The 16,412-nt window shown below is 64.7% G+C and carries 13 protein-coding genes; 11 read left to right on the top strand and 2 right to left on the bottom strand.

All coding sequences use genetic code 11. From position 1 onward, the window contains the following. Positions 1-41 precede the first annotated feature (41 nt). The 6 genes from AB3X94_RS12540 to AB3X94_RS12515 all read left to right on the top strand — a co-directional run bounded on the left by AB3X94_RS12540 (position 42) and on the right by AB3X94_RS12515 (position 7,235). Complete coding sequence (locus AB3X94_RS12540) at positions 42-1,286, top strand: sarcosine oxidase subunit beta family protein (protein WP_013091654.1); 1,245 nt, start codon at positions 42-44, stop codon at positions 1,284-1,286. A gap of 17 nt (positions 1,287-1,303) precedes the next feature. Then, positions 1,304-1,651, top strand: a complete 348-nt coding sequence (locus AB3X94_RS12535) for a sarcosine oxidase subunit delta (RefSeq protein ID WP_368611683.1) — start codon at positions 1,304-1,306, stop codon at positions 1,649-1,651. Further along, positions 1,648-4,650, top strand: coding sequence for a sarcosine oxidase subunit alpha family protein (locus AB3X94_RS12530; RefSeq protein ID WP_368611682.1), 3,003 nt, complete (start codon positions 1,648-1,650; stop codon positions 4,648-4,650). The genes AB3X94_RS12535 and AB3X94_RS12530 overlap by 4 nt, the downstream gene beginning before the upstream one ends. Further along, on the top strand, positions 4,640-5,296 hold the full coding sequence (locus AB3X94_RS12525) for a sarcosine oxidase subunit gamma (protein WP_368611681.1): 657 nt from the start codon (positions 4,640-4,642) through the stop codon (positions 5,294-5,296). The genes AB3X94_RS12530 and AB3X94_RS12525 overlap by 11 nt, the downstream gene beginning before the upstream one ends. A 92-nt stretch (positions 5,297-5,388) precedes the next feature. After that, a complete protein-coding gene (locus AB3X94_RS12520; RefSeq protein ID WP_176105894.1) occupies positions 5,389-5,652 on the top strand; it encodes a hypothetical protein in 264 nt (87 codons plus the stop codon). 164 nt (positions 5,653-5,816) lie between these two features. Then, positions 5,817-7,235: an MFS transporter gene (locus AB3X94_RS12515; RefSeq protein WP_368611680.1), complete on the top strand. Its 1,419-nt coding sequence runs from the start codon at positions 5,817-5,819 to the stop codon at positions 7,233-7,235. Positions 7,236-7,294: 59 nt separating this feature from the next. Here the strand turns inward: AB3X94_RS12515 and ampC are convergent, their stop codons facing one another. After that, complete coding sequence (gene ampC / locus AB3X94_RS12510) at positions 7,295-8,476, bottom strand: class C beta-lactamase (protein WP_368611679.1); 1,182 nt, start codon at positions 8,474-8,476, stop codon at positions 7,295-7,297. A 279-nt stretch (positions 8,477-8,755) separates the two neighbouring features. On the opposite strand from ampC, the gene fdhA reads away from it, so the two are divergent. Then, the gene (gene fdhA / locus AB3X94_RS12505) at positions 8,756-9,955 is read left to right on the top strand and encodes a formaldehyde dehydrogenase, glutathione-independent (protein ID WP_176381424.1); all 1,200 of its coding nucleotides are present in this window, start codon (positions 8,756-8,758) and stop codon (positions 9,953-9,955) included. 114 nt (positions 9,956-10,069) lie between these two features. Here fdhA and AB3X94_RS12500 read toward each other — a convergent pair whose 3' ends face one another. Then, positions 10,070-11,065, bottom strand: a complete 996-nt coding sequence (locus tag AB3X94_RS12500) for a GlxA family transcriptional regulator (protein WP_368611678.1) — start codon at positions 11,063-11,065, stop codon at positions 10,070-10,072. Positions 11,066-11,482: 417 nt separating this feature from the next. Here AB3X94_RS12500 and AB3X94_RS12495 point away from each other — a divergent pair, with 417 nt between their 5' ends. From AB3X94_RS12495 to AB3X94_RS12480, 4 genes are read left to right on the top strand one after another with little or no spacing between them, the layout of a single operon-like run. After that, on the top strand, positions 11,483-12,757 hold the full coding sequence (locus tag AB3X94_RS12495) for a serine hydroxymethyltransferase (RefSeq protein WP_368611677.1): 1,275 nt from the start codon (positions 11,483-11,485) through the stop codon (positions 12,755-12,757). Positions 12,758-12,775: 18 nt separating this feature from the next. Continuing rightward, positions 12,776-13,747, top strand: coding sequence for a dipeptidase (locus AB3X94_RS12490; RefSeq protein WP_368611676.1), 972 nt, complete (start codon positions 12,776-12,778; stop codon positions 13,745-13,747). Between the two features lie 34 nt (positions 13,748-13,781). Beyond that, positions 13,782-14,321, top strand: a complete 540-nt coding sequence (locus AB3X94_RS12485) for a DUF5943 domain-containing protein (protein WP_184228574.1) — start codon at positions 13,782-13,784, stop codon at positions 14,319-14,321. A gap of 25 nt (positions 14,322-14,346) precedes the next feature. Further along, a complete protein-coding gene (locus tag AB3X94_RS12480) occupies positions 14,347-16,410 on the top strand; it encodes an FAD-dependent oxidoreductase (RefSeq protein ID WP_368611675.1) in 2,064 nt (687 codons plus the stop codon). The last annotated feature ends 2 nt before the right edge of the window (positions 16,411-16,412 follow it).

Raw genomic sequence — 16,412 nt, 5'->3', positions numbered from 1 at the left:
CTACCGCTACACCGTAGCTGCAAAACCGCAAAGGACCCACGATGAGCCGCTATTCGATATTCAGCCTGCTGCGCAACGGGATGTCGTACCACGAGAACTGGGAGCGGCAATGGCGCAGCCCCGAGCCTAAACGTGAGTACGACGTCGTGATCGTCGGCGGTGGCGGGCATGGTCTCGCGACCGCGTACTACCTCGCGAAGGAACACGGCGTGCGCAACGTCGCGGTGCTCGAGAAGGGCTGGATCGGCGGCGGCAATACCGCGCGCAATACGACGATCGTGCGCTCGAACTATCTGTGGGACGAATCCGCCGGGCTCTACGAGAAGGCGATGAAGCTGTGGGAAGGGCTCTCGCAGGATCTGAACTACAACGTGATGTTCAGCCAGCGTGGCGTGATGAATCTCGCGCATACGCTGCAGGACGTGCGCGACACCGAACGCCGCGTCAACGCGAACCGGCTGAATGGTGTGGACGCCGAATTTCTCACGCCCGCGCAGATCAAGGAACTCGAACCGACCATCAATCTGAACAGCCGCTATCCGGTGCTCGGCGCATCGATCCAGCGGCGCGGCGGCGTGGCCCGGCACGATGCGGTGGCCTGGGGCTTCGCGCGCGGCGCGGATCAGGCCGGCGTCGATATCGTGCAGAACTGCCAGGTGGTCGGCATTCGCCGCAACGGCAGCCAGGTGACGGGCGTCGACACGACCAAGGGCTTCATCAAGGCGAAGAAGGTCGCGGTGGTCACGGCCGGCAACACGTCGACGCTCGCCGACATGGCCGGCGTGCGCTTGCCGCTCGAAAGCCATCCGTTGCAGGCGCTGGTGTCGGAGCCGATCAAGCCGGTGGTCAACACGGTCGTGATGTCGAACGCGGTCCACGCGTACATCAGCCAGTCCGACAAGGGCGATCTGGTGATCGGCGCGGGCGTCGATCAGTACACCGGGTTTGGGCAGCGCGGCAGCTTCCACATCATCGAGGGCACGCTCGAGGCGATCGTCGAAATGTTCCCGGTGTTTTCCCGCGTGCGGATGAACCGGCAGTGGGGCGGCATCGTCGATGTGTCGCCGGACGCGTGCCCGATCATCAGCAAGACCGATGTGAAGGGGCTGTACTTCAACTGCGGCTGGGGGACGGGCGGCTTCAAGGCGACGCCCGGTTCGGGATGGGTCTTTGCGCACACGATCGCGAAGGACGAACCGCATCCGTTGAACGCGCCGTTTTCGCTGGACCGGTTCTATACCGGTCATCTGATCGATGAGCACGGCGCTGCCGCCGTGGCCCACTAGTCGACGAGGAGACACAGATGTTGCTGATCGAATGCCCGTGGTGCGGTCCCCGCGCCGAAACCGAATTCTCCTGCGGCGGCGAGGCGGACATCGCCCGCCCGCTCGACACCGAATCGCTGACCGACAAGGAATGGGGCGATTACCTGTTCATGCGCAAGAACCCGCGCGGCGTGCATCGCGAGCAATGGTTCCACACGCAGGGCTGCCGCCGCTGGTTCAAGGCGCAGCGCGACACCGTCAGCTATGCGTTCCAGGGTTATCAGACGTTCGAGCGTCCGTTGCTGGCGCTGGACGGTGGCGATACGCAGGCAGCTAATGCACACGCAAAGGCACAGGCAAAGGCACAAGAGGGCAAAGCATCATGAGCCAGAAAGACCGACTCCCAACCGGCGGCCGCATCAACCGCGCGATCGCGCTGAGCTTCACGTTCAACGGCGTCGAATACCAGGGCTATCAGGGCGATACGCTCGCGTCCGCATTGCTCGCGAACGGCATGCACTTCGTCGCGCGCAGCTGGAAATATCATCGGCCGCGCGGCATCGTGACCGCGGGTGTCGAGGAGCCGAACGCGGTCGTGCAACTGGAGACCGGCGCCTACACGGTGCCCAACGCGCGGGCCACCGAGGTCGAGCTGTACCAGGGGCTCGTCGCGAGCAGCGTGAACGCGAAGCCGAGCATCGAGAAGGACCGCATGGCGATCAATCAGAAGATCGCGCGCTTCATTCCGGCGGGCTTCTACTACAAGACCTTCATGTGGCCGCGCAAGCTCTGGCCGAAGTACGAGGAAGCGATTCGCGACGCGGCCGGTCTCGGCACCGCGCCGAAACAGCGCGACGCGGACCGCTACGACAAGTGCTTCGCGCATTGCGACGTGCTGGTGGTCGGCGGCGGCCCGACCGGGCTCGCGGCCGCGCACGCGGCGGCGTTGTCCGGCGCGCGCGTGACGCTCGTCGACGATCAGCCGGAGCTCGGCGGCACGCTGTTGTCGTGTGGCGCGGAGATCGACGGCAAGCCCGCGCTGCAGTGGGTGCAGAAAATCGAAGACGAATTGCGGCAGTTGCCCGACGTGAAGATCCTGAGCCGCAGCACAGCGTTCGGCTATCAGGACCACAACCTCGTCACGGTCACGCAGCGCCTGACCGATCATCTGCCCGTGTCGCAACGCAAGGGCACGCGCGAACTGCTGTGGAAGATCCGCGCGAAACGCGTGATTCTCGCGACCGGCGCGCATGAACGGCCGATCGTGTTCGGCAATAACGATCTGCCTGGCGTGATGCTCGCGTCGGCGGTATCGACCTATCTGCATCGCTATGCGGTGCTGCCGGGTCGCAACGCGGTCGTGTTCACCAACAACGACGACGGCTATCAATGCGCGCTCGACCTGAAAGCGGCCGGCGCGCAGGTGAGCGTGATCGATCCGCGCGCCGGTGAATCGAAGGGCACGCTGCCCGCGCTCGCGCGCCGCCACGGCATCAAGGTGCTGAACGGCACGGTCGTCACGGCGGCGCATGGCAAGCTGCGCGTCGCGTCGGTGTCGCTCGCGTCGTATGCGAAAGGGCAGATCACGGCGCAACAGGGCCAACTGCCGTGCGATCTGCTCGCGATGTCGGGCGGCTGGAGCCCGGTGCTGCATCTGTTCGCGCAGTCGGGCGGCAAGGCCCACTGGCATGACGACAAGGCCTGCTTCGTACCGGGCAAGGCGGTCCAGCCGGAGACCAGCGTCGGCGCCTGCGCGGGCGACTTCACGCTCGGCCAGGGCATCCGTTTCGCGGTCGATGCCGGCGTCGAAGCGGCGCGCGCGGTCGGGCACATCGTCGCGCGGCCTAAGCCGGTGCAGGTCGCCGAGCTGAGCGAAACGAAGCTGGAGCCGCTGTGGCTCGTCGGCGGACGCGAGCTGGCCACGCGCGGGCCCAAGCAGTTCGTCGATTTCCAGAACGACGTCTCGGCCGCCGACATCTTCCTCGCCGCGCGCGAAGGCTTCGAATCGGTCGAACACGTGAAGCGCTACACCGCGATGGGCTTCGGCACGGACCAGGGCAAGCTCGGCAACATCAACGGCATGGCGATTCTCGCGCAGGCGCTCGGCAAGACCATTCCCGAGACCGGCACCACGACGTTCCGGCCGAACTACACGCCGGTCACGTTCGGCACGTTTGCCGGCCGCGAGCTGGGTGAATTGCTCGACCCGGTGCGCAAGACCGCGATTCATGAATGGCACGTCGAACACGGCGCGGCGTTCGAAGACGTCGGTAACTGGAAGCGGCCGTGGTTCTACCCGAAGAAAGGCGAGGACCTGCACGCGGCGGTTGCGCGGGAATCGCTCGCGGTGCGCACGAGCGTCGGCATTCTCGATGCGTCGACGCTCGGCAAGATCGACATTCAGGGCCCGGACTCCGCGAAGCTGCTGAACTGGGTGTACACGAACCCGTGGACCAAGCTCGAAGTCGGCAAATGCCGCTACGGCCTGATGCTCGACGAGAACGGCATGATCTTCGACGACGGCGTGACCGTGCGCCTCGCCGATCAGCACTACATGATGACGACCACCACCGGCGGCGCGGCGCGTGTGCTCACGTGGCTCGAACGCTGGCTGCAAACCGAATGGCCCGACCTGCGCGTGCGGCTCGCGTCGGTCACCGATCACTGGGCGACGTTCGCGGTGGTCGGACCGCAGAGCCGCAAGGTGCTGCAAAAGGTTTGCGACGACATCGACTTCGCGAACGCGGCGTTCCCGTTCATGACGTATCGTGAAGGCACGGTCGCGGGTGCGGCGGCGCGCGTGATGCGCATCAGCTTCTCGGGCGAACTCGCCTATGAAGTCAACGTGCCGGCCAACGTCGGACGCGCGGTATGGGAAGCGTTGATGGCCGCGGGCGAGGAGTTCAACATCACGCCGTACGGCACCGAGACGATGCACGTGCTGCGCGCGGAGAAGGGCTACATCATCGTCGGCCAGGACACGGACGGTTCGATGACGCCGCACGACCTCGGCATGGGCGGGCTCGTTGCGAAGTCGAAAGACTTTCTCGGCAAGCGCTCGCTCTCCCGCTCGGACACCGCGAAGGCAGGGCGCAAGCAACTGGTCGGGCTGCTATCGGAGGATGCATCGTTCGTGATACCCGAGGGCTCGCAGATCGTCGCCGGTCCGTTCCAGGGCGATACCGCGCCGATGCTGGGGCATGTCACGTCGAGCTATTACAGCCCGATTCTGCAGCGCTCGATCGCGATGGCGGTGGTCAAGGGCGGCCTCGACAAGATCGGCACGACGGTCACGATTCCGCTCGCGAGCGGCAAACAGATCGCGGCGAAAATCGCGAGTCCGGTGTTCTACGACAGCGAAGGAGCACGTCAACATGTGGAATGAAACAGGCGGAACGGTATCGATCGTGGACCGTACGGTCGGGCGGCAGAACGGCGCGTGGCAGGAGTCGCCGCTGGTCGGTGTGGATGGCCAGCTGAAACAGCATCAGGCCAACGCGACTGCCGCGTTCCGGCTCGGCGAGCGGCCGTTTCTCGAACTCGTCAACGTGCGCGGCGATATGCGCGACGCGGCGTTCATCCGTGCGGTGGAACAGGTGATTGGCTGCAAGCCGCCGGAGAAGGCAAACACCGTCGCGCGCGGCAACGGCTACGACATGCTGTGGCTCGGCCCGGACGAATGGCTCGTGCGTTCGGAGGCCGCGCATGATGCGACGCGCACGGCGCCGTTGCTGGCGTTGCTCGGCGCGGCTTTCGCGGGCGTGTTCGCCTCGGCGGTCGATGTCGGCAGCGGCTATACGGTGCTCGAAATCAAGGGCACCCTGACGCGCGACGTGCTCGCGCGCGGCTGCCCGCTCGATCTGCATCCGAAACTATTCGGCGTGGGGCAGTGCGCGCAGAGCCATTATTTCAAGGCGTCGATCACGTTGCTGCCCACGGGCGCCGACAGTTTCGACATCGTCGTGCGCCGCAGCTTCGCGGACTACTTCGTCAGGATCATGCTCGACGCCGCCGAGCCGTTGATGTCCTGAGTGGGACACGATGGGCTTTGCCAATCGATGGCGGCCGGTGTGTGCGCGCCCCGGCCGCCGTTTTTTCCGTCTCTTCTTCCCCGTCTTCCGCCATGACGTCGACCCGGGTCGCCACCGCGCGTCTCACCGCGCGCGCGTGCGATGAGCACGATGCCAGTGCCGCGCTCGCGCTGCTCGATCAAAGCATCGCGCTGCGCCACCGCCGCATCGCGCTGATCCGTTATCTGCTCGCACGGCAACTCGGTGCGCCGCTCGAAGCGCGGCATCACGCGTACGTCGAAAAAGTCGCGGCCCGTCTGAGCGCAGAGGCGCTTGCGCGGATCGCCACCGCCGCGCATGCGCGGCTGCGCACGTAGCGCCGAAACCTGGCGGCATGGCGGACGCGTCACGACGCCTCTGTTCCATCCCGACGACGCATTTCTTCTATGTGGCCGATTTATGTCGGCATCTACTGAGGACACAGTTTGCCCCATCCACGCGGAAGTCACCGCGTCAACCGCCGTATCCACGAGGGGATCACATGTCCACTGCTTTCCCGCTTCGCGCCAGCGCAGCCGCCCGGCTCGAACGCTTGCCGTTCTCCCGCTATCACCGAACCCTCTTCATCATCGTCGCGATCGCGTTCTTCTTCGATTCGGTCGACCTCGCCACGATGACCTTCGTGCTCGGTTCGATCAAGAACGAGTTCCATCTGTCGACCGCGACGACGGGGCTCGTCGCCAGTGCGAGTTTCTTCGGCATGGTGCTCGGCGCGGCCGTGGCGGGTCTGCTGGCGGATCGCTTCGGACGCCGGCCCGTGTTTCAATGGAGCATGGTGCTGTGGGGGCTGGCGTCGTATCTGTGTTCGACCGCGCAGAGCGTCGATGTGCTGATCCTGTATCGCGTGCTGCTCGGCGTCGGTATGGGGATGGAGTTTCCGATCGCGCAGACCTTGCTGTCGGAGTTCGTGCCCGCCCCATCGCGCGGCCGCCTGATTGCGCTGATGGATGGTTTCTGGCCGCTCGGCTTCATCACGTCGGGCGTGGTGTCGTATTTCGTGCTGCCGAACTTCGGCTGGCGCAGCGAGTTCGCGCTGCTCGCGATTCCGGCGGTGTTCGTGCTGATCGTCCGCCGTGTGGTGCCCGAGTCGCCGCGTTGGCTCGAACATCGTGGCCGTCATGAGGAAGCCGATCGTATTCTCGCCGGCATCGAGGCCAAGGTGATGCGCTCGGCGAACGTGAGCCAGTTGCCAGCACCGGTGATGCTGGCGGAACCCGCGGCGGCGAAGGGCACTGGCGCGTTACGCGAAATCTGGAGCCTGGCGTACCGGCGTCGCACGATCATGGTCTGGACGCTGTGGTTCTTCGCATTGCTCGGCTTTTATGGGCTGACGTCGTGGCTCGGCGCGTTGATGCAGCAGGCTGGCTTCGCGGTGACGAAGTCCGTGCTGTACACGGTGCTGATTTCCCTGGGCGGCGTGCCCGGCTTCATCTGCGCGGCGTGGCTCGTAGAGCGCTGGGGCCGCAAGCCGACCTGTATCGCGTCGCTCGCGGGCAGCGCGGTGATGGCGTACGTCTACGGGCAAACGGCGCTCCATGTGCAGACGCCGGGGCTGCTGATCTGTGCCGGACTCGCGATGCAGTTCTTCATGTTCTCGATGTGGGCGGTGCTGTACACGTACACCCCCGAGCTTTACGGCACCGGCGCGCGGGCGACCGGATCGGGCTTCGCGTCCGCGGTCGGCCGGGTCGGCTCGCTCATCGGTCCTTATGTCGTGGGCGTCGTGCTGCCGGTCTTCGGACAGGGCGGTGTGTTCTCGCTGGGCGCGATGTGCTTCGTGGTCGCCGCGGCGGCGGTGTGGATACTCGGGATCGAAACGCGTGGCATGGCGCTGGAAACACTCATGTCCGAAGCGGTCGAAGCCGATGCGCGCAGCGCGTTGACCGCTGTGCGGGAATGAAAGTCACGGGACGGAGCGCGCCGCACGCGACCGTACCCCGTCCCGTCGTACTCAATCCATCAATGCTCGCCGCCATCCAGCGCCGTGAGGATCTGATGCGCGGCGCTCACGCGCGCCTCGTTCGGGAAATTACGGTTGGCGAGCAGCACGATGCCGATGCGCTTTTGCGGCACGAAGGCGACATACGCGCCGAAGCCATTGGTCGAACCGGTCTTGTTGATCCAGACATTCTGCTGCGGCTGCAGCGGTGGTTTGATTTCGGTCGCCGGCTTGCCGTCGAGGACCATTTCCGCCGAATTGCCGGCCAGCAAGGTCGGCAGCGCGACTGGATACGGGTACTGCTCCCAGATCAGATCCTGGGTCAACACGCCCGCCTGGAAATAGCCGGTATGCGTGTCCGTGATCGCACGCTGGAGCTGGCTGTCGAGCGGAAGCAGGTTCATGTTCGCCTGCACGTAACGCAGCATATCGGCGGCGGTCGACTTCACCCCGTACGCTTCGGCGGCAATCACGCCGCCCGTCAGGCGGACGGGCGCACCATCTTTGGCATAGCCCTGCGCGTAGTCCGGCATCTTTGCCGCTGGGACGTCGATGTAGGTGCTCTTCATGCCGAGCGCCGGAAACACGCGTTGCTGCATTAGCACTGTGAAGTCCTGCCCCATGCTTTTCGCGGTGATCAGGCCCAGGGTGCCGATGCTGGGATTGGAGTAGGTGCGGAACGTGCCGGGCGGATGAGTGGGCTGCCAGTCGTGGAAGTACTGCAGCAATTGCGTGTCGTTATGGATTTCGTCGGGCACCTGGAGCGGCAGACCGCCGGGCGTGTGCGTGCCGAGGTTCAGCAGGCTCACTTTGCCGAACGGCCGGCCACGCAGCGTCGGCAGATAGCGCTCCGTGCCGTCCGCCAACGACAGCTTGCCGTCGAGCTGCGCATACGACGCGAGCGTCGCCGTGAAGGTCTTGCTGACCGAGCCGAGTTCGAACAGCGTGTCGCGTGTGACCGGCTTGCCGGTTTGCGTCGATGCGACGCCGTAGTTGTACACGTAGGGCTTGCCGTCGTCGATCACGCCAACCGCCATGCCGGCGATATGGTACTTCGCCATCAGCGGCCGGATCGCCGCATCGACGGTGGATTGGCGTTGCGCGGCGGCGGGCTCGGCCGCGCGACCGGCGGGTGAGATCGCGGACAGCGCGAACAGCGCGAACGTCGCGGTTGTTATCAGTTTGAGCGCTCGGGTCTTCATTGCAAACGGGTCCTCGGTCGGGGAGTGTGAGTCGGCGGATCGGCGATTCGGCTGACGCAGCACTATCGGGCTTTTGCGAAACGCTGGCAAACGAGGATATGTTGCGCGGGGGTAAAGAAAAAGTTGTGGGCCCGCAGCGCGAGCGATGCCGGCGTTGTCGGTTGTGGCCAAACGCGTGTCGGGTTCGGCACAGGTGCCGCTGCGAGCGGCCGCTACGCTGGTGGAACGGCGCGCCATGCAGCGTGCGGGCGCGCCGCTCACGAACATGGAGACGAGACAATGAGCAGCAATCGCGGCGTCGTGTATCTGGGGCAGGGCAAGGTCGAAGTGCAGTCGATCGACTATCCGAAGATGGTCGATCCACGCGGCCGTTCGATCGGCCATGGCGTAATCCTGAAGGTGGTGAGCACGAATATCTGCGGCTCCGATCAGCACATGGTGCGTGGCCGCACCACCGCCGAGGTCGGCCTCGTGCTCGGGCACGAGATTACCGGCGAAGTGATCGAGGTAGGGCGCGACGTCGAAACGCTGAGCGTCGGCGATCTGGTGTCGGTGCCGTTCAACGTGGCCTGCGGACGCTGCCCGACCTGCAAGGCACAGCATACCGGCGTGTGCCTGAACGTCAATCCGTCGCGCGCGGGCGGCGCGTATGGCTATGTCGACATGGGCGGATGGATTGGCGGCCAGGCCGAATACGTACTCGTGCCGTATGCGGACTTCAATCTGCTGAAATTCCCGGACCCGGCGCAGGCGATGGCGAAGATCCGCGACCTGACCTGCCTGTCCGACATTCTGCCGACCGGCTATCACGGCGCGGTGATGGCCGGCGTGAAGCCCGGCGCGACAGCCTATATCGCGGGCGCGGGACCGGTCGGCATGGCGGCGGCCGCGTCGGCGCGCCTGCTGGGGGCGGCCTGCACGATCGTCGGCGACATGAACGAGGCGCGCCTCGCGCACGCGCGCAAGATGGGCTTCCAGACCATCGATCTGTCGAAGGACGCGACGCTCGGCGAACAGATCGAGCAGATCCTCGGCAAGCCCGAAGTGGATTGCGCGGTGGACTGCGTCGGCTTCGAAGCGCACGGTCACGGCAGCAGCGGCTCACACGAGGAAGCCCCGGCCACGGTGCTCAATTCGCTGATGGAAATCACCCGCGCGGCCGGCGCGATCGGCATTCCCGGCCTCTACGTGACCGACGATCCGGGCTCGGCCGACGCCGCCGCACGCAAGGGCAGCCTCAGTTTGCGTTTCGGCCTGGGCTGGGCCAAGTCGCATTCGTTCCACACCGGGCAGACGCCGGTCATGAAGTACAACCGCAATCTGATGCAGGCGATCCTGTGGGATCGTTTGCCGATCGCCGATATCGTCAACGTGACGGTGGTATCGCTCGACGATGCGCCCGAGGGCTATCGGCAATTCGACGGCGGCGCGCCGAAGAAGTTTGTGATCGACCCGCATGGGCTTTTGAAGGCGGCTTGAGGTTCGCCAGCCGCCAGAGTGTCGCCGAAGCGCTGGGTGGGCTGCCGGTCCACGCAGCGCGTTGTCTTACGCACGCGCTAAACGGGTACGCCGTTCAGCGCGTATCTTCATTGATCAAGCCGCCAGCACTGGCGCATGGGACAGCGAAGGCGCCTGGCTGCGGCGCTCGCGGGTCGGCGCGGTGCCGAACGCATCGCGATAGCTCTTCGAAAAGTGGCAGGCCGACTGGAAGCCGCACGCCATCGTGATGTGCATGATCGACATGTCGGTCTGCAACAGCAGCTCGCGTGCGCGCCGCAGGCGCAGCGTCAGGTAGTAATGCGTCGGCGTCATGCCCAGGTGCTCGCGGAACAGCCGCTGCAACTGCCGTTGCGACATGCCGGCGAGCCGCGCCAGTTCCTCGCGCGACAGCGGCTCCTCGATGTTGTTCTCCATCAGCGAGATCACTTCGAACAGCGACTTGTTGGCCGAGCCGAGCCGCGCGACCAGCGGCATCTTCTGCTGCGCGCTGGTGTCGCGCACGTGTTCGACGATGAACTGCTCGGCGATCTGCGTGACGCGCGCGGTACCGACGCGTGGCGAAATCAGGTTCAGCATCATGTCGAGCGGCGCGACGCCGCCGGTGCAGGTCACCCGATCCCGATCGATCACGAACAGCTCTTTCAGAAAGCGCGTGTCGGGAAACTCCTCCTTCAGCGCCGACATGTTTTCCCAATGAATCGCGCACGCATAACCGGCCAGCAGACCGGCGCGCGCGAGCGCATAGGTGCCCGTGCACAGACTGCCCAGCATGCAGCCCATGCGCGCGAAACGGCGCAGCGCGGACAGATGCTCGGCGGTAGTCGAGCGCTGCACGTCGATGCCGCCGACCACGAACACGATATCGGGTTGCCCGACGCATTCGACCGAACCCGTATCGACAGAAAGCCCGTTGCTCGCCATGACCGGGCCGCCGGCGGGACTCACGATCGACCAGCGGTAAAGCGTCTGGCCCGTCAGGTAGTTCGCCATGCGTAGCACTTCGATCGCGTTGGTGAACGCGATCATCGTGAAGTTCGGAACCGGCATGAATGCGAAATGCGACAACGATGCCGTGCGATCGGTGGACATGGGAACGGAAATCCTGATTTGAATGTCGCGTCGCCGTGGGGAAGGCGACTATCTCAATTCTGAATATCAGGGCAACTACCGTGCCATCAGGCTAAACCCTTGGATGCTGCGCACAAAGCGTGGAATGGCTAGGCAACCCACTGATGAAATCGCTTCCACGCGGCACCAGAACGGCGCCGCGACGGCGGTACGGCGCACCCGAACGGCGCAGTAAGACTGCCTTGTAGTGCAGCCCCACGCAGGCGGACTGCGCCGACTTGTCGAAAAAGGACGCGCATGGCGGAAAAGGCAAAGAACGCGTCTGAATTCGTAAATCGACGCGCGGGCCGACCGTCAAGAATAGATCCAAGGCAAAGCGGCGGCGCGATCCGTCGGCAACCCGCAACAGCCTCCCGTCAACGTTCTTACGGACCTTCCATGTCGAACCCGAATCCCTTCTTCGAAGACTCGCTGCCGGCGCGCGATCCGGCGGTGCGCGGCGCCATTCTGAAAGAGCTCGAGCGTCAGCAGTCGCAAGTCGAGCTGATCGCGTCGGAAAACATCGTGTCGCGCGCCGTACTCGACGCGCAGGGCTCGGTGCTGACCAACAAATACGCGGAAGGGTATCCGGGCAAGCGCTACTACGGCGGTTGCGAATACGTCGACGAGATCGAGACGCTCGCGCTCGATCGTATCAAGCGACTGTTCGACGCGAAGTTCGCCAACGTGCAGCCGCATTCCGGCGCGCAGGCGAACGGCGCGGTGATGCTCGCACTGACGAAGCCGGGCGATACGGTGCTCGGCATGTCGCTCGACGCGGGCGGGCATCTGACGCACGGCGCGAAGCCCGCGTTGTCGGGCAAGTGGTTCAACGCGGTGCAGTACGGCGTGCGGCGCGACACGATGCTGATCGACTACGACCAGATCGAAGAACTGGCTGAGCAGCACAAGCCCACGCTGCTGATCGCCGGTTTCTCCGCCTATCCGCGCGCGCTCGACTTCACGCGGCTGCGCGCGATCGCCGATGGCGTCGGTGCGAAGCTCATGGTGGACATGGCGCATATCGCGGGCGTGATCGCGGCCGGCCGTCATGACAATCCGGTTCCGCATGCACACGTTGTCACGTCGACCACCCACAAGACCCTGCGCGGTCCGCGCGGCGGCTTCGTGCTGACCAACGACGAAGAGATCGCGAAGAAGATCAACTCCGCCGTGTTCCCAGGCTTGCAGGGCGGCCCGCTGATGCACGTGATCGCCGGCAAGGCGGTCGCGTTCGGCGAGGCGTTGCAGCCGGGCTTCAAAACCTATATCGACAGCGTGCTCGCGAACGCGCAGGCGCTCGGTGAAGTGCTGAAAGCGGGCGGCGTCGATCTGGTGACAGGCGGCACCGACAACCATCTGCTGCTGGTGGATCTGCGGCCGAAGGGGCTCAAGGGCAATCAGGTCGAGCAGGCGCTGGAGCGCGCGGGCATCACCTGCAACAAGAACGGCATTCCGTTCGATACGGAGAAGCCGACCGTCACCTCCGGCATTCGTCTCGGCACGCCGGCGGGCACGACGCGCGGCTTCGGCGTCAGTGAGTTTCGCGAGGTCGGGCGTCTGATCGTCGAGGTGCTCGATGCGCTGCGTGCGTCCCCCGAGGGCGACGCCGCAACCGAACAACGCGTGCGCCGCGAAATTTTCGCGCTGTGCGACCGTTTTCCCATCTACTGAATACGCGTGGAGCAAACGATGAGTCAACTGCACGAGAACAGCATCATCATCGACGGGCTGAACATTTCCAAGTTCGAGCGCTCGGTGTTCGAGGACATGCGCAAGGGCGGCGTCACCGCCGTGAACTGCACGGTGTCGGTCTGGGAAAGCTTTCAGAAGACCGTCGACAACATCGCCGAAATGAAGCAGCAGATCCGCGAATACAGCGAGATTCTCACGCTGGTGCGCACCACCGAAGACATTTACCGCGCGAAGAAAGAGAACAAGACCGGCATCATCTTCGGCTTCCAGAACGCGCATGCGTTCGAGGACAACCTCGGCTACATCGAGGCATTCAAGGATCTCGGCGTCAACGTGGTGCAGCTTTGCTACAACACGCAGAACCTCGTCGGCACCGGCTGCTACGAGCGCGACGGCGGTCTCTCGGGTTACGGGCGCGAAGTGATTCAGGAGATGAACCGCGTCGGCATCATGGTCGATCTGTCGCATGTGGGCGGCAAGACTTCGTCGGAGGCGATCGCGGCGTCGAACAAACCGGTCTGCTATTCGCATTGCTGCCCGTCGGGCCTCAAGGAGCATCCGCGCAACAAGACCGACGAGCAGCTGAAGGAGATCGCCGATGCGGGCGGCTTCGTCGGCGTGACGATGTTCGCGCCGTTCCTGAAGCGCGGCCCCGATGCGACCGTCGAAGATTACCTCGAGGCGATCGAGTACGTGGTGAACGTGATCGGCGAGGACCAGGTGGGAATCGGCACCGATTTCACACAGGGCTACAGCACCGAGTTCTTCGACTGGATCACGCACGACAAGGGCCGTTATCGCCAGTTGACGAACTTCGGCAAGGTCGTGAATCCCGAAGGCATTCGCACGATCGGCGAGTTTCCGAACCTCACCGCCGCGATGGAACGCGCCGGCTGGAGCGAGACGCGCATCCGCAAGATCATGGGCGAGAACTGGGTACGGGTGTTCGGCGAAGTCTGGAAGGTGTGAGCCTTCTTACAGCGGATAAAAACGGAGTTCCCACATGCAACCTCAACTGCCCATCGATGTGAATCCGGACACCGGCGTCTGGACCACCGACGCGCTGCCGATGCTCTACGTGCCGCGTCATTTCTTCACCAACAACCACGTCGCCGTCGAGGAAGCGCTCGGCCGCGACACGTACGCCGAGATTCTCTACAAGGCCGGCTACAAGTCCGCCTATTTCTGGTGCGAGAAGGAAGCGAAACAGCATGGCCTCACCGGCATGGCGGTATTCGAGCACTACCTGAACCGTCTGTCGCAGCGCGGCTGGGGCCTGTTCAGGATCATCGAGGCCGATCCGGCGAGCTCGCATGCGCGGATCGAACTACGGCACTCGTCGTTCGTGCTCGCGCAACCGGGCAAGACCGGCAAGCTTTGCTACATGTTCGCCGGCTGGTTCGCGGGCGCGATGGACTGGGTCAACGACACCGCGCCCGACGGCGCGCGCAAGGGCCCGCCGTCGCAATCGAAAGAAGCAAGCTGCGCGGCGGAGGGACACGAGTACTGCGTATTCGAAGTGTCGCCGCTGGCGTCAATCTAATCCGAGCATTCCGAGGTCGATCGCGATGCGTTACCCGAACCTTTTCAAGCCGCTCACGTTGAACAAGCTGACGCTGCGCAACCGCATCGTCAGTACCGCGCACGCGGAGGTCTACGCGGAGCCGGGCGGCCTGCCCGGCGACCGTTATATCCGCTACTACGAGGAAAAGGCCAAGGGCGGCGTCGGACTCGCCGTGTGCGGCGGGTCGAGCCCGGTGTCGATCGACAGCCCGCAAGGCTGGTGGAAGTCGGTGAATCTTGCCACCGACAGGATCGTCGATCCGCTCGCGCGGCTCGCCGAAGCGATGCACGCGCATGGCGCGAAGATCATGATTCAGGCCACTCACATGGGACGCCGCTCGGCGTTTCACGGCGAGCACTGGCCGCATCTGATGTCGCCGTCGGGAGTGCGCGAACCGGTGCATCGCGGCAACGCGAAGATCATCGAGGTCGAGGAGATTCGCCGCATCATCGGCGACTTCGCGGCGGCCGCCAAGCGCGTGAAGGATGCGGGCATGGACGGCATCGAAATCTCGGCCGCGCACCAGCATCTGATCGATCAGTTCTGGAGCCCGCGTACCAACTTCCGTACCGACGAATGGGGCGGCTCGCTCGAAAACCGCCTGCGTTTCGGCGTCGAAGTGTTGCAGGCGGTGCGCGCGGCGGTGGGCGCCGACTTCTGCGTCGGCCTGCGCATGTGCGGCGACGAATTTCATGAAGACGGGCTCGATCACGAACAACTGAAGGAAATCGCCCAGGCGATGAGCGAGAGCGGTCTGATCGATTATCTCGGCGTGATCGGTTCCGGCGCGGACACCCACAACACGCTCGCCAACTGCATGCCGCCGATGGCGCTGCCGCCCGAGCCGTTCGTGCATCTGGCGGCCGGTATCAAGCAGGTCGTCAAGGTGCCGGTGATGCACGCGCAAAGCATTCGCGACGCGGGCCAGGCCGAGCGGCTGCTCGCGAGCGGCATGGTCGATCTGGTCGGCATGACGCGCGCACAGATCGCCGATCCGCATATGGTCATCAAGATCCGCGATGGCCGCGAGGACGAAATCAAGCAGTGCGTTGGCGCGAACTACTGCATCGACCGTCAGTACAACGGGCTCGACGTGCTGTGCGTGCAGAACGCCGCGACCTCACGCGAAGCGACGATGCCGCACGTGATCGCGAAGTCGCGCGGACCGAAGCGCAAAGTCGTCGTGGTCGGCGCGGGGCCGGCGGGGCTCGAAGCGGCGCGCGTCGCGAAGTCGCGCGGTCACGACGTGGTGCTGTTCGAGAAGAACGATCACGTCGGCGGCCAGATCATGCTGGCGGCGAAAGCGCCACAGCGCGAGCAGATGGCGGGCATCGTGCGCTGGTTCGACATGGAGACGAAGCGCCTCGGCGTGGACCGCCGCCTCGGTGTCGCCGCCGACGAGCGGACCATCATAGCCGAGAAGCCCGACATCGTCGTGCTCGCCACCGGCGGTTCGGCGTTCACGTCGCAGGTCGCGGCGTGGGGTGTCGAAGCGGGGCTCGCGGTCAGTTCGTGGGACGTGCTGGCCGGCAAGGTCGAGCCGGGCAAAAACGTGCTCGTGTACGACGGCGTCAGCACGCATGCGGGCGCGGGCGTCGCGGATTTCATCGCGAGCCGTGGCGGCAACGTGGAGATCGTCACGCCCGATGTGAAGGTTGCCGACGACGTCGGCGGCACCACATTCCCGATCTTCTATCGCCGTCTGTACGCGCAAGGCGTGATCCATACGCCGAACTACTGGCTCGACAAGGTGTACGAAGAGGACGGCAAGAAGATCGCCGTGATCCGCAACGAGTACACCGAGGAGCAGGAAGAACGCGCGGTCGATCAGGTGGTGATCGAAAACGGTAGTACGCCGAACGATCAGCTTTACTGGAAGCTGAAGACTGAATCGGTCAATCGCGGGCAGGTGGACGTGCACAAGCTGTTCGCGTCCGAACCGCAGCCGTGTCTGGACGAGCAACTCGGCAATGGCCGCTTCCTGCTGTTCCGGGTCGGCGACTGCATCTCGATGCACAACATTCACGGCGCGATCTACGACGCGCTGCGCCTTTGCAAGGATTTCTGACG

The organism is Paraburkholderia sp. BR10923 (genome assembly GCF_040948765.1).
In the GTDB taxonomy this organism is placed as follows: domain Bacteria; phylum Pseudomonadota; class Gammaproteobacteria; order Burkholderiales; family Burkholderiaceae; genus Paraburkholderia; species Paraburkholderia youngii.
This window is presented reverse-complemented; position numbering and strand designations above follow the sequence as displayed.